Origin of the sequence: Gracilimonas mengyeensis (genome assembly GCF_900182705.1) — a bacterium.
Taxonomy (GTDB): Bacteria; Bacteroidota; Rhodothermia; order Balneolales; family Balneolaceae; genus Gracilimonas; species Gracilimonas mengyeensis.
This window is the reverse complement of the sequence record NZ_FXTP01000006.1, coordinates 163,405-188,693: the sequence shown is the minus strand read 5'-3', so window position 1 is coordinate 188,693 and position 25,289 is coordinate 163,405. Positions and strand designations below refer to the sequence as shown.

The following is a 25,289-nucleotide window of genomic DNA, read 5'->3' as shown; positions in this document are numbered from 1 at the left end:
AAATCACAGCATCACTATATCACCATATTACAATATCACCTTACTTAACCCCTGAACCTTTAGCCAGCCACCAAGGATGAACTTCCACAGCCAAACGACCTGCTTGTACCATCGGGTCTTTTTCAGCATACTCCCGGGCCTGCTCAATGGTTGCCACGTTGTATACCGAAAAGCCGCGGATATCGCCCTCACCGCCACTGGGGCCGTTTAGGTTGATGATGCCTTCTTCATACAAACCGCCCAAGTAAGCCAAATGCTTCTCCTGCAATTTCATGGCCTCCTCTTCGGTTTGGCTCCGATTGGGACCACTTTTCAAAAATACGATAAAGTACTTTTGCATGGTCATCTGCTCCCCGCCCCATTCGTACTGAAAGGTTTCAGGTTGGGCCGTCGAATCCGCTTGCTGTGCAATAACTGTTCCCGTCATCATCAAAAAGAAAATTACCAGAAATGATTTTTTCATAGCTATACCTGTATTGAGTGCATATTTGTATTCCCTATTGCCAATTATACTCTTTATTCCGATAACTTGAATGATTTTAGAAAAACTTCGCCACCTTCCGGCCATCTCGAGAAAGCAACATGATTACACCTGAGTTTTTATGTTTAGTGACGAAGCGATCTGTTGAATCTTATTTACTCTTTTCCCAACGATTCGTTGTTGCATATCCCAAATGGTATCAAGGAGATTGCCACGTCGGTTTGCACTCTAAACTTACCTTAGGCATAACAGACTCCTACCGATGACAGATTTAAAGACAAAAGTGGTTTATTCAAAAATCTACCCAACGCCTGTCCTCGCGAGGAGGCAAATTGCACGCACTCGAGCTTTACGGCTTTCGACGTGGCGATCTGTTGAATCATAGCAACTACTTTCCCAACGGTTCATTGATAAACATCCCAAGCGGTTTTAGAGAGATTGCCGCGTCGGTAGACATTTCAATCCTACTTTAGGCATTATGGGCTCCTCGCAATGACAGTGTTATTAAGAGATAAGAGTGGTTTTAAAGAAATCACCAATGTTCGGTTTGCCGATCACAGAACTGTCATCACCCCAATGGTGTTGCCCAGCTGCGGGCAAAATTAGTGGCTCGCAATGACGGTGGCGTTTATGGGATTAAAAGTGGTTTTATACTCCATCTTTTAAATCACTGGTTAAACCTTACATACGAAAGCGGGTTCACATGAACCCCATCTTTTATAATCTCAAAATGAAGATGTACGCCCGTTGAAGTCCCGGTATTTCCCGCGCGTCCCACAACCTGCCCTTTGCGCACCCGTTCCCCCTCTTTCACTTTGATGCGCATCATGTGGGCATACACGGTTTCATAGCCACGGGCATGTTTGATGCGAACCATCTTGCCATAACCGCGCCCCTCTCCCGCTTTCACAACCACGCCGCTTTCTGCAGCTACCACATCATCCCGCAATCCGGCTTTTAAATCGATTCCCTGGTGTGGCCGATTCCAGCGCTTTCCAAAGGGAGAGGTCACATAGGTATCTCTCTTTAGCGGCTGACCAAAACTCACCCCGGAAACACGCATCAATGGCGGTAGTTTCATTTCTTTCACTTCGGCCCGGGCCTTTGCGCGGCTGGTCCATGGAACACTTATGGAAATACCTACCGTAAACGAAACGGGATTGAAATCAAAAGACCGAAAAGCAGGATTGCGGGTAAAACTACTTTTTGGGATGATTTCTGTAGGAGGATTTTCCAATTGAGTGATTTCGGCCTGTAACCGTACAAAATTCAACAGGTAATATTTTACACCTGCCGTGAGAGCCGTGGTGTAGCTATCAACAGGTTCTACTGGTTGCGTCCAAAATTCACCGCCATCCCGGGTGGTGCCATGAATTTTCACATCCCAGATTCTGCCAATCTTCACCCCACCATATACGCCCCATTTTGGCCATTGCAAGCCCAGTAAGCCACTGGCATAGGCTTCCTGAAAATTTACGGGACCGCCAAACAATGCGTCCTCCTGATTCTGAAGCAGATATTCTCCTTTACCTGCCAGGTAAAACCGGTAAAAAAGATATCGCTCGAATTCCGCCTCAACCGTACTTTTAACCACCCGATCGATACTGCCACTGTAATTCTTATCCGGTACGTAACTCAGGCTTACACTTTTGATGTTATAACCTGCCGAAGCCCTGAAATGCTGACCTGTTGCAAGAGAATAAAACCCCATCAACGCTACCATCGCCAGCAGGCCTGTTTTGCTTAGAGATGCGAAGAATGTAGTTGCCATAGATGAATGGTAGCACTGGGATTAACGAGGCAGAAACTTGGGTATAATCTGCTTAACCTGCAACGTCAGGATTTAGGGGTATAAGTAGATAAGGGAATAAGGTAATTAGTGAATGTGTATAATTGGTGATGACGGCTTTAACTGTTTCCGGAGTTTTGTAGCATGAATTTCAGCCACTCTTTTTGCTGTTGCAAACGTTCCTGGTGTCGTAGGCGCAAGTCTAGATTTTCTGTTTTCTCTATCCATTTTTTTGCCAGATCATAGTGTCCCAAAAATACAAGCCGGTCAATCGTGCGTTCGTAGATATCAAACCAGTCTTCGTGAGCTTCCTCTTTTAATAACCCTGCTGCATATTTAGTCAGTGATTTATTCTCTCCCCTGCGTAAAGCCTGATCCACACTCAGCATTTTGTTGGGGTGATTAAGCTGTTCAAAAGTGGCGCTGTCCGGTAACCAATTATCATACCTTCGTTTAAGGTGATAGCTCCATTGCAGGCTGTCTGCCCGAAGGTCCAGGGTATACCGAAGATTTCGTGCTTCCGAAGATCGAATTTTGGGGGTATAAATTTGCAATAAAGAATCGGCAGCGGCATAGCCCTTTCCAAGAAATAGAGCGTCTGCATGCATTGCTTGCAAACTCAGCAAGCTGTCGTTTGGGGTGATGGCATTTGTCACGGCTTCCGGCTTTTGTTGCTGAAGCTGAGCCCGCTCCCAGGCTTCTTTAACCAAGGCATTACCCGAATTCATGGCATATAAATCCTCCAACACTTTCCAAATGGCGGAGGTATCATCCTCTGCCACCTCTTTTTGATACTGATCCCATAATCGCCACTCCGGATTCACCGCATGTGGACAGGTTTTCTGAAACAAAGATCGCCGGGCAAAAATGAACTCAGATAGCTGCCGGTCGGTAGAATCCAGCGGCGTAGCTTCCAGAACTTCATGCCATCCTTCGACCAGCTGCTGCGTAGTTTGGGGATATGCCTCTTCGATATCTCCACAGGCATAAGCCTCTTTCAGGAATTCAGGCGGATAATTATCTAATAGGAATTCGGTAAACGAACCGGTAGTGGTATAGCTGATGGCGCCTGCACTTCCATAGAAACCACGGATTGACATGGCGTGCTGCATTTGCCTGGCATCGGGCCAGGGCGTTTCGGCGGCTACAAGCTGGTGCAAGGTAGATTGCCCCGATGCATCTTTGGCAATGGCCTCGGCCAGCCCTTCGATCAACCCAAAACTATAGCTGCCGTTAAATAACCTGTTGCCAAACTGCTTGGAAACCACATGCACCAGCTCATGCTTCAACACGGCATCCAACTGCTGCTTGGCAATGTGCAATTGGTCTTGCTGCAACCAAATGGGTACATAACTGGTGAATTTTGCTCCGGTGATTTTTTTCTTTTGCCAGGCGTGGGCGTAGAGGTAGCTTTCTATTTTTCGGGATGAAGGATGGCTGACATTCAGGGCTTGCTCTATCTCTTCCAGGTGAAATTCGTGCCGGGCAGCCCAATACCGGATTTCCTGTTCGTCGTAATGCTCTTTATCGTAATAAATCTCAAAATGCCCTGATGTATGATGACCGCCCAGTTGCTGCTGTATACTCTGTCGCGGACTGATGATACCCATTTCATTCAGGCTAAGATAACTGAACATCAGGCTGAGCAGAGCCAATCCTGTAATGAGCTTGGTTTGCAATGTTTTGCTCCAGTCCGGGATCAGCCAGAACAACACGATCCAGAGAAAGGTAATCCACCGGAAAAAGAACAACGAACCCGTTAGCTGGATAGCTTCATCGTAAATAGGGCCCGGCCATACGCCCCAAACATGATTGTAGAAATAGACCTGCGGCAGGGTGAAAAACTCAATCAGCCAAATCCCAATGGCACAAAAAAGCAATACAGCTACAGTTATAGTTTTTGGGATAGGCACGTCAAATCGCCTGATTAAGCGCCCCACAGCGGAACCAAAAAATACGGAGGGAATGGGAATCATCAACCAAAAACCAACTCCGTCGATAGTCAGGCAGCCACTAAATAGAGTGTATATGAAAAGAGGAATCGCAGCAATATACAAATACCCCAAAATGTGGAGCGACGCCAAAATATCCTGATGTTTACCGGATTTAGCCGCCCTTATGCCTCCCCAAAAACATCCTAAAATTCCCGCCAGCATCGCTGATTCGAGGTGTAGATCCCTCAGCAGTGGGATGGCCAGTAAAACCAGACCAGCCAATAGTGCAAGCATGTATTTGTAGATTGATTTCAATCGGTTTTTTGTCTTTGAGATTCTCTGGTTAAGGTAATAAAGGTGACGTAAAATCCTGCTTGTATTTTGTTGGCCTTGTTGATAAAAGGCAAAGCCTTGCGCATCGGTTACTTTTGAGGTAGAACCTCAAAAGATCTTAGTATTGATTATATTCAGGTACAAAAAAATATTACAAAATTTTCCAGCCGTCTTTTTATGAACAACCCCAAACTCATCATTTCCATCGCCACTTTATTATTAGCCATTGCTGTGGCTGCCGGAGCTTTTGGTGCGCATGCGCTCAAAAACACACTAACCCCGGAACGACTGGATACCTGGGAGACTGCTGTTCAATACCATGCATGGCACGCTTTGGGACTTATTTTAGTGGCTTTAATTGGTGCGTACTTTCAGGTGAATATCATGTGGCCGGCATCTCTGCTTTTGGCTGGTATTCTCATTTTTTCGGGCAGTTTATACACCTTGTGTTTAAGCGGAATTGGCTGGCTGGGAGCAATTACTCCTATTGGCGGTGTAGCGTTTATTGCAGGTTGGATCGTATTGGCAATACAGTTCTTCCGGGCTGAGTTTTAAATCTTTTTTTCGAGGTTCCCGGAAGTGAATCGATCAAAGCTTATCCTATAAATTGCTTCCGCCATGAGAACCTTTATTCTGCTTTTGCTGTTTATGGTAATGATTAGTTGTGACGATGGAACGGATGGTACGGTTACTGCTAATGTACATCCGCCTGAAATCACACTTCACAATGAAACTAATAAACCGGTCCACTACTTTTTAATTGAAACCGGGACTAGTCATCTTATTGATCTTGCAGATCCCTGTTATAATTTTCGACCAAATTTGCCTGCAAACAGCGAGTTGACCCTTCCCTATGACGAGATTTATGGTTTCAATGAAGAGGCACGTTCCGCCTGGTTTTCTTGGACAGACTGTCAGGGAAATTCAGGTAGTGAGACCATAGAACTTTTTTGATTTATGTGTTACAGAACTATACTGCTGGTCTTAATTTTAGGATTTTGCTTCACTGCAATAAGCTACGCCCAAAACGAAGTGATGCGCGAGCAAGATTCCCTCTACGGCATCCAGGAATTTGGGGTGGTGGTGAATATTGAAAAACCCAACCGACTGGATGATGAAATCAGTCTTAAAGTTGACAGTGTTCGTTCCTTGTTGCTGAAAGAAATTGATGACCTTCCGGTCACCATCCTTGAGGATCAGACCCTTAGGGAATCTGATCAATTTCCCATTTTGCACCTTCATATCAATGTAATGTACACGGAAATTGGAGTATACCCCTTCACGGCCGAACTTAAATTCTACCAGCCTGTAAAGCTGCCCCTCAACAAGGATAACCGTACAATGGGCGCTACCTGGCACGATAGCTTTATCGGGGTTGTATCGCCTGACCTGATCAATTACATTGCGCAACAATCAGTCAACCTGACTGGCAACTTTCGAGATGCCTATTGGGCCGTTAATTAATTTTCTCAGAGATGCATATCGAAGCCTTTTACCACTTTTGTATGGATTTTCCCGGAGCGAAAGAGGACTTTCCTTTCGATGAAAATACCCTGGTTTTTAAGGTGATGGGCAAGATGTTTGCCCTGGCTGATGTAGATGAGTTTGAAAGCATCAACCTAAAATGTGACCCTGTTCGTGCCCTCGAACTCCGAGCTGCTTATGAAGAGGTACAGCCCGGTTATCATATGAATAAGAAACATTGGAACACGGTCAGTATGCAAGGCAACTTACCCGATGATTTGATCAAGGAACTCATCAAGCATTCCTATGAATTGGTTGTAGCCAAGCTGCCCAAAAAAGAACGGGAGAAATTGTGCTAGAAGTTTTAGTTATTAGGTGTGAGGTTTTAGTTTCTCTTGGCACCACCAGCCTATAAGTACCCCTCACTATTAGAGTAGTTATTCCGCGGCGTATCTGTCCCGACAAACTTGTCGGTGAGGCCCGGAATCGTATTGGTTGCCAGATATCAATAGTTGGGTTCAACGCAACATTGAGATCCCTGCCTTTGCAGGGATGACCCTTGGTTTGGGCATAGCAAGTCTTAATGCCTACTAAGCCAGGGTTGCAATTTGGTTCAGCAGCTCTTGGTTGCTATCGGTGTTTTTGAGCACCTTCAGCAAGCCAAGCATGGATTCTTTAGGTGACTTTTTCAGTAAATACCGTCGAACCATATTGCGCTCTTCCAGCGAATCGGTAATAAATTTAGCTTCATTCCGCGTGCCGGATGCACCAATGTTGATCGCAGGATAAATACGATCGTTGGCCAGCTCACGGTCCAGTACCAGTTCCATGTTACCCGTTCCTTTGAATTCCTCAAAAATGAGGTCATCCATCCGGGAGTTGGTTTCAATCAGGCAGGTAGCAATGATGGTAAGCGAGCCGCCGCCTTCAATTTTGCGGGCAGATCCAAAGATTTTTTTCGGGATTTCCAGCGCCCGAATATCCAAACCACCGGAAAGTGTACGTCCACTGTTAGACTGTATAGCATTATAAGCACGGCCTAAACGAGTAAGAGAGTCGATGAGCAGTACCGAGTCTCCGCCCATTTCGGCTTTTCGTTTCGCATATCCCAGCGCCATTTCGGTAATACGGATATGGCTTTGGGTATTTTTATCATTAGACGAAGCAAATACTTCAGCCTGGGTCGTTCTGATAAAATCGGTTACTTCCTCAGGACGCTCATCCACAAGTAGTACGCTTACGTGAATATCGTCGTAATTGTCATTAAGCGACTTGGCAATCTTTTTAAGCAATACGGTTTTACCGGTTCTTGGAGGAGCTACAATCAAAGATCGCTGCCCCTTCCCAATAGGAGAAATCAAATCCATAACACGCATTTCAACATCATCGGGCTGATAACCAAGCTTAATCCACTCTACCGGCATGATTGGAATTTGGCGTTCAAAGCGGCTTGATTTCTTCCATGCATCCACCGGCTGTCCGTTGATGATATCGACCGATACTACATGTTTGTGGCCTTTATTGTCTTCTTCAAACTCACCTTCCAACACTAAACCGGGACGCAAATCCAAGTCTTTTACTTCATCAGGTTTCAAAAACGGATCCTGGGGCTGGTAAGAAAATTCATAATCCAGCTTGCGGATAAAGCCCCATCCTTTAGAGTTAATTTCTAATACCCCTGCATACCTGCCGGCCACTCCCTGGTTATTTTTCCAGTGGAATTTTGGGATAAACACGTTACCGTTTTTGTTACGGTTACGGTTGTTTTTATTGCGCTTCTTATAGTTTTTTTTACGTGCCATTATTATCTACGTATTGTTTAATCCTTCTCCCGATATCGAAAAGTAGTGAAATAACTAAGCTGTACGTGAAAAGAAGGGAAGGGAAAAAAGAGGTGCGGATGTTATCTCCGCACCATTAAATCTTGAAGACAGGAAAAGATACAAATGTTTTTGTTGTTTGCCAATTAACGAACCGTCGTGGTTTCATTAATCCAGCTGTAGCAATCCATTCGTGAGCCATCTATGGTTATAGAATCTCCATCCTCAAGGCTCAGTGTAAAGAACTTGTCCTCGGCATTTGGAGTTACATCTTTATAGGTAGAAAGCTGACGATTCACTGTGTTGGCCACGGATGAATCTACCTGTTTCGCTCTGTTCAGGTAATCAATAACCACCCAGTATACTACTTTATCGGCAGCTTCAAGCTTGCGGTTTTCTGTACATTGCGTAACCGCAGCACCATATACGGTGGCCATTTTCAGGTATACATTCCCGTCATTAGGGGCAATTTCACGAGCTCGTTGTACATACTGTTTTGCTGCTGGCAATTGCTCCAAACTAATATAAGCATCTGCGAGGCGCATGTATAACTCTTCGCGCTGATCGTCAGTTTCTGCCCGGTCTAAGGCTTGCTTAAAATATTTTGCGGCATCAGCATAACGGGCATCACTGGCAGCCTGTTCGGCAACAGCATATGCACTTTCATAACTGCTTTCTAATTCATTCACTTTGATAAGAGCATTTCTCTGCTTTTGGCGCTCACCAACTGAACCATATGCTCCTGCCAAAGCTTTCCAGGCTTCTACATTTTCAGGTTCATCTTTTATCAAAGGCTCGTAGTATGCAATTTGCTCTTCAGGAGAACCCAACAGCTCCTGCTGTTTCTCCTTAATCATATCGAGGGTTTGTCCCTGAGCAACCGGCTCAGCAACATCAATTACTGTTTGAGCCCGCTCTTTCATATCGTTATCAACCAGATATTCCAGCAGTACTCGCAGGTAATAACCATCTCCTGCGCTCACTCCTTTTTCAGGATTAAGCTCAATCATTTTCTGATAGTCATCGTAGGCTTTTTGAAGACCATTTTCGATGGCATCGTAATTTTCCTGATAGAAACGTCCCCTTCGGAAAATGATATCAAATTCTTCTTCAGGAGTATCTCCAAAGAGTTCAAGGCTTTCATTGATCAGTGTCAAAGCGGTATCAATGTATGCTGATCTCTCTTCAGGATCTTCTTTGGCCCGTCCAATTTCAGTGTAGATATTTACCAGGCGATTGTACTGGGTATCTAACTTAAATTGCGGATTGCCCTCAATCTGGTCTGGTTTGGCGCATGCCATCCATTTGCCATACTTGAGAGCAAACTGATAATCGCCATTTCTGTAATTTTCATAGAATAATGAATAAGCAGCAATTGGTGAAAGACCGTCGGGCGGTGTTTCGTTACAATCTGCTTGCGCGCGTGTAAGGGAAGAGCTAACTAAAAGGATCCCTAAAATGAGTATTAACTTTTTCATTGGATTGATACTTGTTGAACCTGTTCGTATCTAAAACTGATTAGATACCTTAAATATTATTGGATTTATGTATTAGTTAAATTTTGGCCGGAAAAACATAAGTTCTGATAGATTAACAGACAAATTTAAGGACCAAATTCTTTCACTTATTAAGTTATTTGTTGTAGTGCCTCTGATGCCATAGCGTGCGCTAATGTCCACGGTGGAACGTGAGCGGCCGGAGACTAATCCAAGACCGGCTGAAAGCCAAAGGGTACTTATATCTTCGTTTTCAATGGTTAGATGGCCGGAATCGAATGATGAACCCAGACTATACCTAAAGTTCGAGAAAAAAGATGAGGAGCTTGATCTATATGGATGATACTCTACTCCCAGACCTAACTTTTGTCTGTCTGTCATCATAATGGAAGCATTGTCGGTATCAAAATCCGACTCATATTCGCTCCATTGCTGAAACTGACCTTCTAATGAAATATTTACCAAGCTACTTGGATAATAAGTTAATCCAGCATTTATTTCTACGGGAAATTTAATATCTCCGGATTCTTTTTCTGAAACCGCCACATCTTGCTCAACCTGGTTCACAATTTTAGAGCTGGTAACTTCTCTCTGTGCATCTATAGTAAAAGGTAAATTCACGCTGGCGCCGATACTCATCCGGTCTCTTTCAGATGCTATCTTACTGAATGACGCTAAAGCTCCAAATCGCTGAGAAAAAGTGCCACCGGTAATTGAACTGTTCAAACTACTGGTTCCGTAAGCTGAACGATCGAAGTATACATCTTCCGAGTTGTTCTGAGAAATAAAAGCAAAGGAAGGTGCATAACCTATAGAGAAGTTTCTGTTAATCTTCCAGCCAAAGCCAATTTCCAATTTATTGATTCCGCCGTCGCCTCTTAAATCAGATACATAGTTAATGTAATCGCTATTGGGTGACGCTAAAGAATCACTCTGAAAATAGCGGTAGTTGGAGCGGGTTACCGAATACATAGAAGCGGAAATACCCAGCTTCTGCCTCAGCACCGGGAAGGTAAACTGAAAGTAATTGGCTCCAAGATTCGCATTGGTACTGGACGTAAAAGGATCTTCGGATTCATATCGTGAAAGATGAAAACCGGAAGAAGCTGTTGTGAAGCTGTTATTGCCCCATAGTGCCGGGTTCTGCAGAGTGTTAGACTGTGTATTATCAAGTGAAACACCGATGATACTCAACCCCAGCTCGCGGGCATTATTGCTTTGGGAAGGATAACCCACCCCAAAAAGGGAATAAAACGACCCACTGTTACTTTTACTGGCTTCCTCTGTTTGTGCATGCAGCATGGTTGTGCCCAAAAGGCTTGCGACAGTAAACACCGTTAAAAAAAGAAGTGCTCTCAATCTCTTCATTTCCATTATTCAGCTAAGGATGTAAAAATTATTTTAGGAGTCAACGAGTCCGGCGCCGATTCATTATAAAGCAACATTGAACGCAGTGCACCCGAACTTGAGCCCACACCAATTAACATCTCATATCGATCCTCGCTACCATACACCACATTATTGATGTAGTTGGTAAGGTTTAGTACAAACTTTTTTGAACCAGTCTCTTCGCGAGAGGCAACAAAATCAACCGCTCCAAATTGGTATTCATAAGCAGCATCATTTTCTTGTAGAAAATCCAGACTTAATGAATTTATCACCAACCGATTATGATTGTCTGGCAGCATTTCTGTTGAAAACTCTTGATTTTCATATAACAAAAATTCTGCTCGCACCAGGTTTTTATCGCCCATCAGAGTCTTGATCTCTTCTTCCGGGAATTGCACTTTAGTCATTCCCTCTAAAGTAGAATGAAGTGCATTTGCTTCTGGCGGAATATTAGTGTTGCTGCGATTCAACGAATATGCCCAATCCATCAAGCCGGCACTCACAGTATCTGTTTGCGCCTCGTTGATGATCTTAAAACGTGATTCACTTGCCACTGCAAATGAAATCTTGCTGGAATTGTTATCGGGAACAATAGCCAAACCTTTAAAATCATAATTATAGGTTGAATCCAGACTGTTATCGGTCAGATATACTTCGTATTCATCTACCCAGTCCTGGCTCAGTTGCTCAACTACCATCGTATCCTCTGCACCAATCGTAAATGATGCCACAGGCCGACTCTCATCAAAATTTAATGCCTGATCGTGACGGAAAGCAGCCCCTCTCCAGTTGGAGGTAACAGGATACGCCGTAAAGCTGGTTTGAGATAGCGTATCGCCATAAGTGTTCAGGCTGTCTATGCCTATCTCCAGATACATGGAAAAATTACCCAGTTCGATGCTGTCCGAACTAATACGGGCAGGCCGGCGTATCGGCTTTACCATACCAATGGCTTCAACTTCGCCAAAAACGGCGTCGTCGTAATAACCTAAAGGTATGAAGGCCAGCCTTCCGGAGTACCCGGAAAAGCTACGGGTTTCGATTTGTGAAACGGCAAGGGTGTCGAAAGTGAGTTCAGGGTTATCAATGTAGTCGTTACCCACACTTCCGGGATTTTCTTTACACCCCGCAACTAGTAAAAGCAGGGCAAACAGGGGGATGCATAAGGAATACAGCCCCTTATTGGTTTTGCTCATCAAATGATTATTTAATTTATCTCTTTCTGTGATTATTCAGCGTCAGAAATAGTCCGGTAATATTCTGCAAACTTATCAGAAACGTCTTCGGGGGAACCCTGAATTTTCTCAGGTGTTATTCCCAGCTCTTCGAATACATCGTCAAATTCGTCTTTCAGGTAATTACCCGTAACAACATGATCGCTGTACTTGAGACCGAGTTTCAACAAATCCACCTTCCCTTTTTCTGTCAGGTTGTCGATATCGGTATCCGCCGGCAGGCCGAGCAACTCAAGTACACGTTGCGAATCTGAATCCCCTTCGTTGATGGGGTGATGCAGGTTATACACAATTTTTGTGTTCTTGAAGATGTCTTGGTCTTTGTACTTGGTACGTACCAAAAGGGGCACCAGTCCGGCAGGCCAGTCATGACAGTGAATAATGTCAGGTTCCCAGCCGAGCTTAATAACTGTTTCCAATACGCCTTTATTGTAGAAGGCCAAACGCTCGTCATTGTCCTCGTAGAACTCTTCCGTGTCAGGCTTTCTGAAAAGGCCTTTTCTCTTGAAATAAGTGTCGTTGTCTAAGAAATAAACCTGTAGCTTGGCATTGGGAATGCTGGCTACTTTAATTTTCATACTTTCTTTGGTATCGCCCACTTCAACCTCAATACCAGACAAACGGATTACCTCGTGAAGACGGTTACGACGGTCATTAATCGTACCGTATTTCGGAAGTAAAATTCGTATTTCAAATCCTTTGTCTTGTAATGAGGCAGGCAAGAACCGAAGTAAATCGGCCGTATAAGTCATGCGTGCAAAAGGGGAGATTTCAGCGGCAACATACAGTATTTTCATAAATAAGTACTCTCAGTGATTACTCTTCGTTAGAGATTTTATTGTCTTTCATTACGTTGTTTAAGTCCTCATCGTCATCCAGAGAGTAGAAATCCAAAAGAGTGTCTCCACGTAAGCCGAGACGCAGGGTTTCTACCGGAATCACTTCAGCGGGCTGAATATTTCCCAAATTCACATTACTGCCGAATTTGCGGATAAACCATACCTGCTGCTCTTTCTGAGGTGCTTCAAAAATCAGTTTTTCCTGGGGTATTTGGTCGGTAATTTCTTCAATTAAACCGGAACGTACTTCTCCATTGGGCCTGAACACCCCAACCGTTCCGCTTTCACGTGCTTCACAAATAACTTTTTCAGCGCCTGCTTCCAGCTCTTTTTCGATGATGCGCACCCATTTGTAAGGCGGGATAATGTCGTTCGGGTTTTTGCTACCCACTTCTGAAAGAACGTTAAACTCTTTGCTCAGTTCACGGATGATAGCCAGCTTTCGCTCGTCCGACAACCAAATGGTGCCATTCGAAACCTCCACATGACCAATTCCATAGCGCTTCATGAGTTCCACATAACCGTCCAGTTGGTCACGAAGTACATAAGCTTCAAACAAAGTACCACCAAAATAAACAGGAATGCCGGCATCATGATAGACCGCCACTTTTTCTTCCAGATTCTGCGTAACGTAGGCCGTACCCCATCCCAATTTGATAATATCTACATAATTGGAGCAGGCTTCTACAAAATCTTTGGCCTGACGTACGCTATACCCTTTATCCAAAACCAACGTTAAACCATCATTCCTTGGTTTTTCGGTCCGCTTCGGTAAATGATTTAATGAAAACGACATATATTTCTTTTGAAATTTCTAAGCCCTGAATATACAAAAACACGGCCTGTATATGAAATCGGGCAATTTTTAGTTAAAATTTTATTTCCTGCGCCGGTTACTCAGTTCGGCTAAATGCTTGATTTGTTCTTCATCTACCTTATCAAGCATGTTGCTGGTGTATCGCCACAACCAGTTGCCCGACGAAGTTCCGGGAATATTCATGCGATCTGCGCTGCCAAGGCCCATATAGTCCTGCAGGGGGAATATAGCCTGATCGGAAACGGAAAGCATTCCCAAACGAATAAACTCCCAGTTAATGGTTTGTCCGGATGAACGGGTGTAAATGCGCGCACGGTGCCGCTCTTGCTCATTGGTTGTATGGTACCATCCCAGTGCAGTGTCATTATCGTGCGTACCGGAATAAGCTACACTGTTTTGCGAATAGTTGTGCGGCAAAAAACTATTTGCAGAGTCCGAATCGAAGGCAAACTGAATGATTTTCATCCCGGGGAAATTATACTTATCGCGCAATTTCTGCACGCCTTCGGTCATAAAGCCGAGATCTTCCGCAATGATGGGAAGCTCTCCGCATTTGTCCAAAATGGTATCAAACAGCTTCTCACCGGGGCCATCCACCCATTCGCCTTTCTCCGCCGTTTTTGCGGATGCTTCCACTTCCCAATAAGCATCAAAGCCACGGAAGTGATCTACACGGATGGCATCACAAATGGTAAACATATGCCGGAAGCGGTCAACCCACCAGCTAAACCCGTCTTTCTCCAGTTCATCCCACTTGTAAAGTGGATTTCCCCAAAGCTGACCGGTTTTACTGAAATAATCGGGCGGTACGCCGGCTACCAATTCACGATTGCCTTGCTTGTCAACTTCAAAATATTTTGGGTTGGCCCATACATCGGCACTATTGTGATCCACAAAAATGGGGATATCACCTACTACACGAATGCCTTTCTCATTGGCATATTCCTTCAGGGCAATCCACTGGTTGTGGAACTCAAATTGCAACCAGTACTGAAACTCAATTTCTTTACTGAATTTTTTGCGATAAGCCTTCAGTGCCGCCGGTTTGCGCTGTGCGACGTCCTTGTCCCAGGTATTCCAGGGTTGTTTATCGTAATGCAGCGAACAGGCCATAAACAGCACAAAGTCATCCAACCAGTGCTTATTCTGCTTCTTGAATGCATTAAAAGCCTTTTTGTCCTTGGCCGTCATATTATCATAAAACCGGTCGCAGGCTTTTTTAAATACGCGGTCTTTATTAGCAAAGGCTTCGTCGTAGGCCGCTTCGGTGCCTTCAGGTAACTCAATTTCTTTTAGTTCCTTTTCCTTAAGCAGCCCCTTTTTTTGTAAAATATCAGGGCTGATCAGATATACATTACCGGCAAAAGCAGAATAGCTGGCATAAGGAGAGTTGCCGTAGCCCGTTGGCGTTAACGGAAGTACCTGCCATATAGTTTGATGGGTGCGTTCTAAAAAATCAATAAAAGTGCGGGCTTCAAATCCGAAATCTCCCATTCCGTATTTTCCAGGAAAAGAAGTGGGATGAACTAAACAACCGCACGAACGTGGAAATCTCATCTAAAAATCTAACTCTTTGGTTTTAATATTACACCAGCCAAAGGCGGTATGGTTATAGATATATGTGCTTTTTGATTGTGCCACTCTCCCCACTCGGCATGGATGTGGCTGTCTCCGGCATTACTGCCCCCGTAAAATTCCGAATCACTGTTCATCAGCACTTCGTATTCGCCGGCATGGGGCACCCCAATTTTGTATCCATATTGCACGGTAGGGGTAAAGTTTAAAATCACTAGTACAAAATCGTCAGGGTCTTTGGCTTTGCGAATGTACGATATAATACTGTTGTCTGCATCACTGATGTCAACCCATTCAAAGCCTCGCCAGTCAAAATCAACTTCATGCAGGGCTTTTTCTTTTTGGTTGATGCCATTCAGGTCTTTAACCAGCTGCTGCAGCCCTTTATGCTTTTCCCACTCTAACAGGTGCCAATCCAGTGAGCGATCTTCACTCCACTCAGACCATTGTCCGAACTCGCCCCCCATAAATAACAGGTTTTTCCCGGGATGCGTGTACATGTAGGTATATAAAAGTCGAACATTGGCAAACTTTTGCCAGTCGTCACCAGGCATTTTTGACAGCATGGATTCCTTCATATGTACTACTTCATCATGCGAAAACGGCAAAATGAAATTCTCGGAAAAAGCATAAATCAACGAAAAAGTCAGTTGATCCTGGTGGTATTTTCGGTAGATGGGATCTTTTTCAATATAAGACAGCGTATCGTTCATCCATCCCATATTCCATTTAAAGTCAAAGCCTAAGCCTCCCGTATCAGTCGGTTTAGAAACGCCACCCCAGGAAGTAGATTCTTCTGCAAAAGTAATCACACCGGGATACTGCTCATGGACCGAGTCATTGAAATTTCTCAAAAATTCGATGGCTTCAATATTTTCCCGGCCACCATATTCATTGGGCACCCACTCACCTTCATCACGGGAATAATCCAGATACAACATAGAGGCTACCGCATCTACACGCAGTCCATCAATATGGAACTTATCACACCAATACACGGCGTTTGAGATAAGGAAATTCTTTACTTCGTTACGGCCAAAGTTGAAAATGCTGGTGCCCCAATCTTTATGTTCGCCTTTGCGGGGATCGTCATGCTCAAAAAGTCCGGTACCATCAAAACGGCGCAACCCGTGTTCATCTTTGGCAAAGTGGGCCGGGACCCAGTCAACAAGCACACCAATGCCCGCCTGGTGACACTGATCCACGAAGTACATAAAATCTTCCGGCTCGCCAAAACGACTGGTTGGGGCATAATAGCCGGTAATTTGATACCCCCAGGAAGGGTCATACGGATGCTCGGCAACCGGCAACAACTCCACATGAGTATATCCCAAATTCTTAAGATAAGGCACCAGCTGGTCAGCCGTTTCCCGGTAATTCAAGAAGCCCGGCTCCTCGCCTACTTTGCGGCGCCATGATCCCAGGTGCATCTCATAAACCGAAATAGGCTGATCTTTAGCCTGGGTCTCGGTCCGGTTTTCCATCCAATTTTTATCTCCCCATTCATATCCTTCAATATCTTTTACAATGGAGGCCGTGCCGGGGCGCAACTCCGAATAAAAAGCAAAAGGATCGGATTTGAGCAAAGGCGGATCTTGTACCGGCGTCTTGATCTCGTACTTATAATAGTCGCCTTCAATTACATGCGGAATGAAAATCTCCCAAAGCCCCTGATCATGAAACTTACGCATGCGGTGCACACGACCATCCCAGTTGTTAAAGCCACCTACCACACTTACGCGCGAGGCGCTGGGGGCTGTCACCACAAAATGGGTTCCCTCCACACCATCCACCGTGCGCGGATGAGCCCCCATAAATTCATATGCTTTCTTATGGGTACCTTCTCCCCACAACTGCAGGTTAAAATCATCAATCAGCGAGTCGTATTGATAGGCATCACTGATGGTAAAGCTCTCGCCATCATAAGGTTCTACCTCTAACTGGTAGCTCACCTTGTTTTTACGGCGGGCAAAAACATATTCGAACAAACCCTCGTCAGAGAGTCGCTCTAACTCATATTTTTTCTTTCCGACAATAGCCGTTAATGCGTTAGCCTCTGGCCTAAAAGCCCGAAGCACTAATTTTGTTTTTCCATCCACCTTCACTTTATGAAGGCCAAGAACCGAAAAAGGATCGCCGTGTGAGCCGTCAGAAATTGAAGCTATTATGTCTTTAGAAAGCGTTGAACTCATCACTATTTTTGAATTCGAAGGGGCGCTTAAGATACTAAAACTTTCATAAAACTCAGTGTCCAATTCAAGTGCTTTCCACGCACTTATTCTATATTTTGGTGATATGAAGAATTCCGGATTCATCGCGCGGCGTTATTTATTTTCGCGTAAGCACATTTCACTCATTTCTACGCTGACATTCATCAGCATCACAGGTATCACCATTGGTACGGCTTTGCTGATTGTAGTACTGTCTGTTTTCAATGGTTTTTTTGATGTGATAAAAAGCTTCCTGCTCTCCTACGACCCCGATGTACGGGTTGAAGCCACCGGCACCTCTACTTTTGCTCAAAACCGTGAGGTGATGGAAAAAATAGAATCCTTGCCGGAAGTGCGTGTAATCTCTCCTTATATGGACGGGAAAGCACTGCTGGCCATGGACGGTGCCCGCAACGAAGTGGTGGATGTAAAGGGCATTGAGCGTGACCTTTTTTTTCAACTGGTAGATATTCAGCAAAGCATCAGTTCCGGTGTGTTTGATATTTCCGTGCGCGATCAAACGCCTGGCATTATCGTCCACGATGAGCTCAAAAACCGGCTGAACCTGCGCATCGGAGAAGACATTGCCCTGCTCAGTGCCGCCGGCATGAAAAATGCCCTTACCCAAATTACCGTGCCCCGCACCTACCGCTTTGATTTGCGCGGCTCCTACTTTCTGCAGCAAATTGTGGGCGGACCCAAAGTTTTTGTTGATATTGAAGCGGCCCAACGCCTCTTTCGCTCTCCTAATCAATTATCCGGTCTGGATATAAAACTACATGACAACGACGAGGCCGAACAGGTAAAAGAAGAATTAGCAACCATGTTGGGCTCCGATTTTGAGATTTCCACCTGGTACGATCTCCAGAAACCGCTCTACGATGTGATGCTATTGGAAAAATGGGGTTCTTTCGTGATTCTCATTCTCATTGTGATTGTTGCCGTGCTCAATATCATCGGTTCACTCACTATGATTGTGATTCAGAAGCAGCGGGATATCGGCATCCTTATGTCGATGGGATACAGCCGGAGCGGTATCAAAAACATTTTCCGCAAGCAAGGGTTTTACATCGGTTTGATTGGCTGTGGCATCGGCGGTTCGCTGGGTTTGTTGCTAAGCTGGGCCCAAATGAAATTTGGACTTGTTAAGCTCTCTTCCGCCTTTATCATTGATGCCTACCCCGTACAAATCCGTCCGCTCGATGTAATCATCATCCTGGCCGCCAGCCTGCTGTTGTGCGTGCTTGCGAGTTGGTACCCAGCCCATCGCGCCTCCAAAGTGCAGCCTGCGGATGCGGTGCGGTATGAATAAGGTGATTGAAGATTGAAAATTGCAGATTGCAGATTTTGAGGGATAAGGTGATAGGTTTTAGTTTTGGGCCTAATTTCTTTTTCCAATTAGGAATAAATAATCCTGCAAATCTTACTCATCCTTTTTAATCCTGGTTCAAAACTATTGGATAGCCAACACACCTCGTTCCACACGCTCTGCTTTGGAACGGAAAGAGCTCAAACAACCATTTTTGGAATCGGAGGTTCCGGCAGGTATTACGAACGAGACGTTCGTAACGAGGGCAATGGCTCTTCAATTAATATTTAGGTTTTGTTGCAATCATTGCTTGTGTCCTTCCCTAATTGGTTACTCTCTTGCCAATTGTTATAAATGCTTTTCTTCCGTCATAACCCACAGCCATAACCGCATTTTCTTTCATAGCTATATCATATAAATTGCCTTCAATTCCCTGCTCGTACAAAGTCCATACGCCCCCGTTGAAATGAATTATTTCACCATATCCGTCTACAGCTACCAAGTCATTTAGCCCATTGGCATCCATAGCAAATAGGTAGGGATGATCAATAACACTTTTGTCAAGAACTCTCCAAGGTCCTGTATAGTCTATGTCAGACTTTACAGAAATTCTGCTTCCCACTACATAGGTTACTCCAGAAGCATCAAACCAGATGCCACTAATACTGAACGGAATGGGTGTAGTGGATAGGGGTTTGGTGGTTAGATCTTCTTTTATCCTTACAATAGCTTTATCCGAGCTTACCGATTGCCGAGCCGCAATGGCCACCACGCCCTGCTGCTCATTCCCGTGGATATCATAAAAATCCAGCTCCGTGCCCGTTTCAATCTTTTGCCAGCTTTGGCCGTTGTAATGGGAAATTGTGCTATTATTTCCAACGGCATAAACGTTTGAGCTATCTGTTCCCCATAGTTTGTTCACAGATGTCGGAATGCATTCTGTCACTATTTGTTCTGTGCCATTGTAACGTGTTACTTGCGAAGCGGAAGAGATCCTAAGATCATTTTCAGAAAAAGCAATTACAGAAGTAGCTGGATATGAGCCTGTATTTGGTTGATTACAAAACGTATAAAATTGTAGTTTTTTAAAATCCCATTCAGTTCCATTCCAATGCGCTACATTATAAGCATCACTATCCGCCTGCCCGGTCGAGTCATTCATATAAATTTCCCCTACGGCCCAGATGTTGTTTTCATCAATAATGGAAACGCCATAGAGCACGCTGGAGGAATGCTCGCCAAAGGAGAAGGTTTGCCAGGTGAAGTTGCTGGAGGTGGTATCTAAAGTAGTGGCTTGCTGTTTGTGGTTTTGCCACCTACCGTTAATAGTGCTTTGGTTGGTTATGCTCCACGTGTAGGAGGTTGCGGGCTCCAGGCCGGTCTCGTAAATCAAGGTGTCGGGCTGGTTGAGACGGAAGGCGTAGCGCTCCTCTCCGCCCCGGGCAATGATAATCTGGTCGCCGGGATTTCCCTGTACTTCCAAAGCCACCTCAACGGCTGAGATAGTTTTTACCTTTAGCAGGGTGTTATCTTCATCACTACTTAAAATTCCGCAGGCAGAAACAAGGGTAAGCAGCATAATAAAACCACCTAATATCCAATACTCTCTTTTCTTATTTACCATCGACTTTCGGTTGGGGCATTATTGACTTCTCTTGTTGTTTCTGTCTTTAATCTAAGGAAAACTCGGCATGATGACTGGCTGATTCACCGAATTCAAAAATTATCCGTTTACATTTGTATGAGGTTTTAGTTTTGAGGTGTTAGGTTTTAGTTCTATTCCCAAACACTTTGACTTAGTGCGAAGATCATCCTGCAAATCTTACTCATCCTTTTTAATCCTGGTTCAAACAATGAACTGATTATACACACCTTGTTCCACACGCTCTGCGTTGGAATAATCAGGCCTCAAATACACAGTTTTGAACCAGAGGTTCAGACAGATATTATCGCGATAACTTCGGGAGGACGTTCATAACGAGCAAGAACGGTGTTAACTGTGATGGGTGAGATGAAGTTGATTCACTGTGATAAAGCACCTCATCTCAGTTTATCAAACACATCATGACTATCACAGTTATTTGGCAGGCGTAATGATTCCTTATTCTATTACTGCTGTACCATGAAATTATCCCCCTGGCAGCATTTACCCACTCCTTAATCCCCGCCCTCCGAATGCTCGGAGCAAGCTAAGCGGGGAAGCTCTTTGGTTAATTAGGAGAATAATAATTCAACATTCAAAACTCATCATTCAAAATTTCTAATTCCAACTACTCATTATACACATCGGGCAGGTCGTTCTCATAAAGTACCACGTCGCCGGCCCGGGCATGTTTTTTTACCAGATCGTTGGCTTCATACAGGGAATTGACCACCCGCACATTCATGGCCGCCCCGTCTTCTTCGCGGATGCCTTCCAGGATGGGCTGTGCACGCTCCTCTCCTACTAAAATCACCAAATCCAGATTGGCGCGTCCGATAGCGGCTCCGAATTTCTTGTTCTCTTCGGCTTCAATCTCACCTAGCTCAATCATTCCCGGGGTGATGATGATGCGCTGTCCGGAATTAAACTGCGCCAGAATCTCTACTGCATTTTTAGCTCCTACGGGATTGGAGTTGAATGCGTCATCAATCACCACTAAATCGCCTTGCTGTTTTAATTCCAGGCGGTGTTCCACAGGTTCAATCCTGGAAGCCGCCAGCGCCATGGTCTTCAGGCGAATGCCAAAATGATGCGCCACGCCAACGGCCAGCAGCAAATTCTGGACATTGTGTGCGCCTAATAACCTGGTTTTAAACTGTTCTTTTTCATCCCCTATACTCACTTCAAATTCCATTCCAGAAGTATCATAGGTGATATTGCTGCCTTGAATCTCGCCCGACTTCAAACCGGCCATGATGCGGGTAATCTCTTTTCGCTTGGCGCCCATTTGCGAAACGCGGGGATCATCGGCATTGAGTACGGCAACATCGCCGGCTTCCAGGTTACGAACGAGTGTCCCTTTTTCCCGGGCAATCACATCCTGTGAGCCAAAAGTCTCCAGGTGCGCCACGCCCACATTAGTTACTACCGAAATATCCGGTTTGGCGATATCGCAAAGCTCCTGGATGTTGCCTTCGTAACGAGCGCCCATCTCCAGGATCAGGATCTGGTGGTTGGACTGCAGGTCGTTGTTGATGACTTTACAAATGCCCATCGGCGTGTTGTAACTCCCCGGCGTGGAACACACGTTGTAGCGCTCCTTCAACAAATCACGAATCATGAATTTGGTGCTGGTTTTACCGTAACTGCCGGTGATAGCCACCACTTTTAAATCAGGCATAGAGGCCAGTTTCTTTCGCGCCTGTTTCTTGAATCCGTTCTGGATGTATTTCTCCACCGGCTTCGTAATCAAGCCCGAAAGAAGTACGTAGAACGGGATAATCATGGTACCAAAAGCCCAACCGAAAACCAGCATCACTAAATCAAACGACTGAAATCCAACAAAATAATTGGGCAGAGGCAACTGGTAATACGGGATGAAGCCAGTGTAGCTCATGTAGAGGAAAAGCGCCGGGAAAAAGACCGACAGCAACACATAAGGTACCAGGAATCGCTTAACCCGGGCGGTGTACACCAGTGGCTTTTTCACTTTCTCTGGCCGGTAGCGTTTCACCGAAGCAAACCACGCGATACTCAATCCCAGGAAAAACACGCTAAGTGACGAGTAGGTAAAGGTGGCCATCAGCCATCCATCAAACCAAAGAAAAACAAAAATGAGAATATTGAGAATGGCGATATCCGGAGGAATGATATAAGCATCCCAGTGGCTTTTCATCCACTGCCAAAATTCGTTGTTCTTATAGCCCACCTGTTGATAGTTGTGCAGAAAAAAGCGCATACGATACCACGTATAGCGGGCAAAAACGAGGCTGAACAGGATAGCCCCGATATCAATAAAAAGGTAATACCAGTTCAAACGAAGATGATGGTTTTTGAAATTTCAAAATTGTGGCCTGAAAATACATAAACAGGGGCAGATTTTTAGTGTTCTTTTAGTCTCATGTTCCATAATAGAAATAATGCTGAAGAAGCTATCGGAACTATTCATTTACCTGAGGATTATAACAAGTCCAGACCTGCTTTAAGAACTGTTATTAAATAATTCTATTTTTTGAATAGTCGAAATCGGAAAGCAGGCTTACTATATTCATCGCCAACAAATACCTAAATACTAATCAAGACAGATTAAGCTCATGAAATTAATAATTCCTATGGCCGGACGGGGTACTCGCGTTCGCCCGCACTCGCATACTGTTCCCAAGCCGCTTTTACCTGTAGCCGGCACCATGATTGTGGAGCGACTCGTAGAAACGTTCAAACGTACGCTGAACCGTGATATCACCGACGTAGTATACATTCTGGGACCAGATTTTGGGGATGACATCAAAGACATGCTGCGCGAGATGAGTAAACGGCAAGACGTGAATGCACTTTTTGAAGTGCAGGCCGAAGCTTTAGGTACCGCACATGCTGTTTCCTGCGCTAAAGAACATCTGGACGGAGAGGTAATCATCGCTTTTGCTGATACTATTTTTGACAGCGAGGAGCCTTTTGAACTGGGCGATGCCGACAGTGTAATCTGGTTGAAGAAGGTTGAAGATCCGTCTCGTTTCGGGGTTGCTACGCACGAAGGTGATACCATTACTGGTTTTGTTGAGAAGCCTAAAGAATTTATTTCTGATCTGGCCATCATCGGGGTGTACTATTTTAAAGATGGCAATTATTTCAAAGAGCAGATCCAGTGGGTTTTGGATAACGACATCAAAGGTCCGGGCGGCGAGTATTTCCTCACCGATGCCCTGGATAAAATGATTAAAGAAGGCAAAGTATTTAAAACGGCCACTGTCGACGAATGGCTGGATTGCGGCACCCTGCCCGCCTGGCTTGATACCACCGGCATCATCACCGAGAAAGAATTTGATGGTGTGGATGAAAGTAAATATCCCGACTCAAAAATCATCCCGCCGGTGTATATCGGGGATAATGTGAAAATCGAAAACAGCACCGTTGGACCAAAAGTAAGCATCGAGAACGATACGGTGATTAAAAACTCTAAGATTGAGAACACTATTATTCGTGATCATGCTGATTTGGATGAAGTGGAAACAGAGGGATCAACCATCGGCGCCCATACCACGCTTAAAAACGTGAAAGGCAAAGTGGATGTGGGCGATCATAGCAGTTTGAATATTGAATAGAGAATATTCAATTTTGAATGTTGAAGTTTTTTTGCCCCGGTTTATTCCGGGGCTTTTTTGTTTCTCACCTGCGTGTGATCTTAACGATCTTTTGAGGTTGTACTTCAAAAGTAAAAGCAATGCAAGGCTTAGCCTTGTGTGATACTGTTATAAGTTCTCTTATAGATATAATATACCCATTTACTCTTCTTCCCAGCTGTACAGATCAGGCAGCTCATCCTCAAAAAGAATGGATTCATCTTGATAAAACTCTACAAAATCATCCGCACTGACTTGCCCTGGATAAGGTGCGTAGTAATGATCGCGTTGCTCCCGTTCGAAATTGGCATTACGCCACACCTGGAGGTAAACAATTTTGCGTGATTGCTCTGTCGCGTTTATTCCTTCCATCATCACATCCGTCCACCAGGTTGAGTCAGGTATAGCCTCCATGCCGGTTTCGGTGAGGGCTGCTACCTTGTTCTTCTTATCTGCAATGGAGGTGGCCAGCTCAAGACTGCGAATAAAGTTGATGGAATCTTCTTCCGCAGAAGCATCATTAGCCGGGTGACCAACGTCCCAATAATTATCCAGGCCAATGATGTCCACATACTCATCGCCGGGATAGCCGTAATAATAAGCCTCCTCGCCCCCGTCCAAATCCATGCGGCTGCGGTCTGGCGAGAAGGCGTAAATCACATTGTGCACTTTTTTTTCATTCATCAGGTAGTCCACAGTAAACTGCCACAGAGTAATGTAATCTTCTTCAGAAGCCAAGCCCTTACCCCACCAAAACCAGTCTCCATTGTGCTCGTGATACGGACGAAAGATTATGGGAATGGGTGAGACATCATGGAAAAAAGAGGCCAATGTATCCAGCACGGTTTTGTAGTATGCATGATTTTCGCCTCCGGGAATGATGGTATACACAGCACTTGTGGTATCATAAAAAGAACGACCGGTAGCCGGATTTGCCTGATGCCACGCATAGGTATTTACGCCTCCCCTTTCGTAAGCTTGCTTCACCCATTCCATATGTTGTTTCTTGTTCTCGAGATAGCTTTCCTCATTCCGTGCAAAGCGTTCAAAGCCACCAAAATCCCAGCCATATACTGCCGGAAACGAGCCGGTCACATCTTTCACGTCCGAGCGGTTTTCTTCCCCTGCCCAGGTGTAGCCATAGTCCAGCGTGGCCTGGTGACCAAACATTGTTTGCTCCGGGGCAAGCTCGTGCAGGTTTTTATATAAAGCCACCGTTTGTGCATTCGCATTTTTGTCGATGAGACTAACTTCTGCTTCTCCGGAGTTTTGTGATTGCGGGCCAGAACAGCCAGTTATCAATATCAGTGTTACCAAAAAGGAAAGAAGCTTATCCATA

20 protein-coding genes are annotated in these 25,289 nt (G+C 44.8%); 6 read left to right on the top strand and 14 right to left on the bottom strand.

The window, feature by feature from the left end:
* Positions 1-40: 40 nt before the first annotated feature.
* From FN815_RS08485 to FN815_RS08475, 3 genes are all read right to left on the bottom strand, one after another.
* Positions 41-463, bottom strand: coding sequence for a YciI family protein (locus FN815_RS08485; RefSeq protein WP_142454196.1), 423 nt, complete (start codon positions 461-463; stop codon positions 41-43).
* Between the two features lie 685 nt (positions 464-1,148).
* Positions 1,149-2,252, bottom strand: a complete 1,104-nt coding sequence (locus tag FN815_RS08480; RefSeq protein WP_142454195.1) for a M23 family metallopeptidase — start codon at positions 2,250-2,252, stop codon at positions 1,149-1,151.
* A 137-nt stretch (positions 2,253-2,389) separates the two neighbouring features.
* Positions 2,390-4,498, bottom strand: a complete 2,109-nt coding sequence (locus FN815_RS08475) for a hypothetical protein (protein WP_142454194.1) — start codon at positions 4,496-4,498, stop codon at positions 2,390-2,392.
* 216 nt (positions 4,499-4,714) lie between these two features.
* Here FN815_RS08475 and FN815_RS08470 point away from each other — a divergent pair, with 216 nt between their 5' ends.
* The 4 genes from FN815_RS08470 (at position 4,715) to FN815_RS08455 (ending at position 6,360) form a co-directional block, all read left to right on the top strand.
* Positions 4,715-5,092, top strand: coding sequence for a DUF423 domain-containing protein (locus FN815_RS08470; protein ID WP_142454193.1), 378 nt, complete (start codon positions 4,715-4,717; stop codon positions 5,090-5,092).
* A 63-nt stretch (positions 5,093-5,155) separates the two neighbouring features.
* Entirely contained in the window at positions 5,156-5,491 is a 336-nt protein-coding gene (locus FN815_RS08465) for a hypothetical protein (RefSeq protein WP_142454192.1), read from the top strand.
* Between the two features lie 3 nt (positions 5,492-5,494).
* Positions 5,495-6,001 carry a hypothetical protein gene (locus tag FN815_RS08460; protein WP_142454191.1) on the top strand — a complete coding sequence of 169 codons (507 nt, stop codon included), beginning with the start codon at positions 5,495-5,497 and terminating at the stop codon, positions 5,999-6,001.
* Between the two features lie 11 nt (positions 6,002-6,012).
* Positions 6,013-6,360, top strand: a complete 348-nt coding sequence (locus tag FN815_RS08455) for an MmcQ/YjbR family DNA-binding protein (protein ID WP_142454190.1) — start codon at positions 6,013-6,015, stop codon at positions 6,358-6,360.
* Between the two features lie 231 nt (positions 6,361-6,591).
* On the opposite strand, the gene rho is transcribed toward FN815_RS08455, so the two are convergent.
* The 8 genes from rho to glgB all read right to left on the bottom strand — a co-directional run bounded on the left by rho (position 6,592) and on the right by glgB (position 17,364).
* Positions 6,592-7,803 (bottom strand): transcription termination factor Rho, encoded by a 1,212-nt coding sequence (gene rho, locus FN815_RS08450; protein ID WP_142454189.1) that lies wholly within the window; start codon positions 7,801-7,803, stop codon positions 6,592-6,594.
* Between the two features lie 164 nt (positions 7,804-7,967).
* Positions 7,968-9,299, bottom strand: coding sequence for a tetratricopeptide repeat protein (locus FN815_RS08445; RefSeq protein ID WP_246075207.1), 1,332 nt, complete (start codon positions 9,297-9,299; stop codon positions 7,968-7,970).
* Positions 9,300-9,371: 72 nt separating this feature from the next.
* Complete coding sequence (locus tag FN815_RS08440; RefSeq protein ID WP_142454188.1) at positions 9,372-10,685, bottom strand: hypothetical protein; 1,314 nt, start codon at positions 10,683-10,685, stop codon at positions 9,372-9,374.
* A 5-nt stretch (positions 10,686-10,690) separates the two neighbouring features.
* Positions 10,691-11,902 carry a hypothetical protein gene (locus FN815_RS08435; protein ID WP_142454187.1) on the bottom strand — a complete coding sequence of 404 codons (1,212 nt, stop codon included), beginning with the start codon at positions 11,900-11,902 and terminating at the stop codon, positions 10,691-10,693.
* A gap of 32 nt (positions 11,903-11,934) precedes the next feature.
* Positions 11,935-12,738, bottom strand: coding sequence for a glycogen/starch synthase (locus FN815_RS08430; RefSeq protein ID WP_142454186.1), 804 nt, complete (start codon positions 12,736-12,738; stop codon positions 11,935-11,937).
* A 19-nt stretch (positions 12,739-12,757) separates the two neighbouring features.
* On the bottom strand, positions 12,758-13,576 hold the full coding sequence (locus tag FN815_RS08425) for a phosphosulfolactate synthase (protein ID WP_142454185.1): 819 nt from the start codon (positions 13,574-13,576) through the stop codon (positions 12,758-12,760).
* An 81-nt stretch (positions 13,577-13,657) separates the two neighbouring features.
* Entirely contained in the window at positions 13,658-15,154 is a 1,497-nt protein-coding gene (gene malQ / locus FN815_RS08420; protein WP_142454184.1) for a 4-alpha-glucanotransferase, read from the bottom strand.
* Positions 15,155-15,162: 8 nt separating this feature from the next.
* Positions 15,163-17,364: a 1,4-alpha-glucan branching protein GlgB gene (glgB, locus tag FN815_RS08415; RefSeq protein WP_142454183.1), complete on the bottom strand. Its 2,202-nt coding sequence runs from the start codon at positions 17,362-17,364 to the stop codon at positions 15,163-15,165.
* A gap of 103 nt (positions 17,365-17,467) precedes the next feature.
* On the opposite strand from glgB, the gene FN815_RS08410 reads away from it, so the two are divergent.
* Positions 17,468-18,694 (top strand): FtsX-like permease family protein, encoded by a 1,227-nt coding sequence (locus FN815_RS08410; protein WP_142454182.1) that lies wholly within the window; start codon positions 17,468-17,470, stop codon positions 18,692-18,694.
* 319 nt (positions 18,695-19,013) lie between these two features.
* Here the strand turns inward: FN815_RS08410 and FN815_RS08405 are convergent, their stop codons facing one another.
* Together FN815_RS08405 and FN815_RS08400 are read right to left on the bottom strand one after the other, a co-directional pair.
* Entirely contained in the window at positions 19,014-20,315 is a 1,302-nt protein-coding gene (locus FN815_RS08405; protein ID WP_142454181.1) for a glucosyl transferase, read from the bottom strand.
* A 646-nt stretch (positions 20,316-20,961) separates the two neighbouring features.
* Positions 20,962-22,650, bottom strand: a complete 1,689-nt coding sequence (locus FN815_RS08400; RefSeq protein ID WP_142454180.1) for a UDP-N-acetylmuramoyl-tripeptide--D-alanyl-D-alanine ligase — start codon at positions 22,648-22,650, stop codon at positions 20,962-20,964.
* A 277-nt stretch (positions 22,651-22,927) separates the two neighbouring features.
* Between FN815_RS08400 and FN815_RS08395 the strand changes: the two genes are divergently transcribed.
* Positions 22,928-23,932, top strand: a complete 1,005-nt coding sequence (locus FN815_RS08395) for a sugar phosphate nucleotidyltransferase (protein WP_246075205.1) — start codon at positions 22,928-22,930, stop codon at positions 23,930-23,932.
* Between the two features lie 180 nt (positions 23,933-24,112).
* Here the strand turns inward: FN815_RS08395 and FN815_RS08390 are convergent, their stop codons facing one another.
* Entirely contained in the window at positions 24,113-25,288 is a 1,176-nt protein-coding gene (locus FN815_RS08390) for a glycoside hydrolase family 26 protein (protein WP_142454179.1), read from the bottom strand.
* Position 25,289 lies beyond the last annotated feature (1 nt).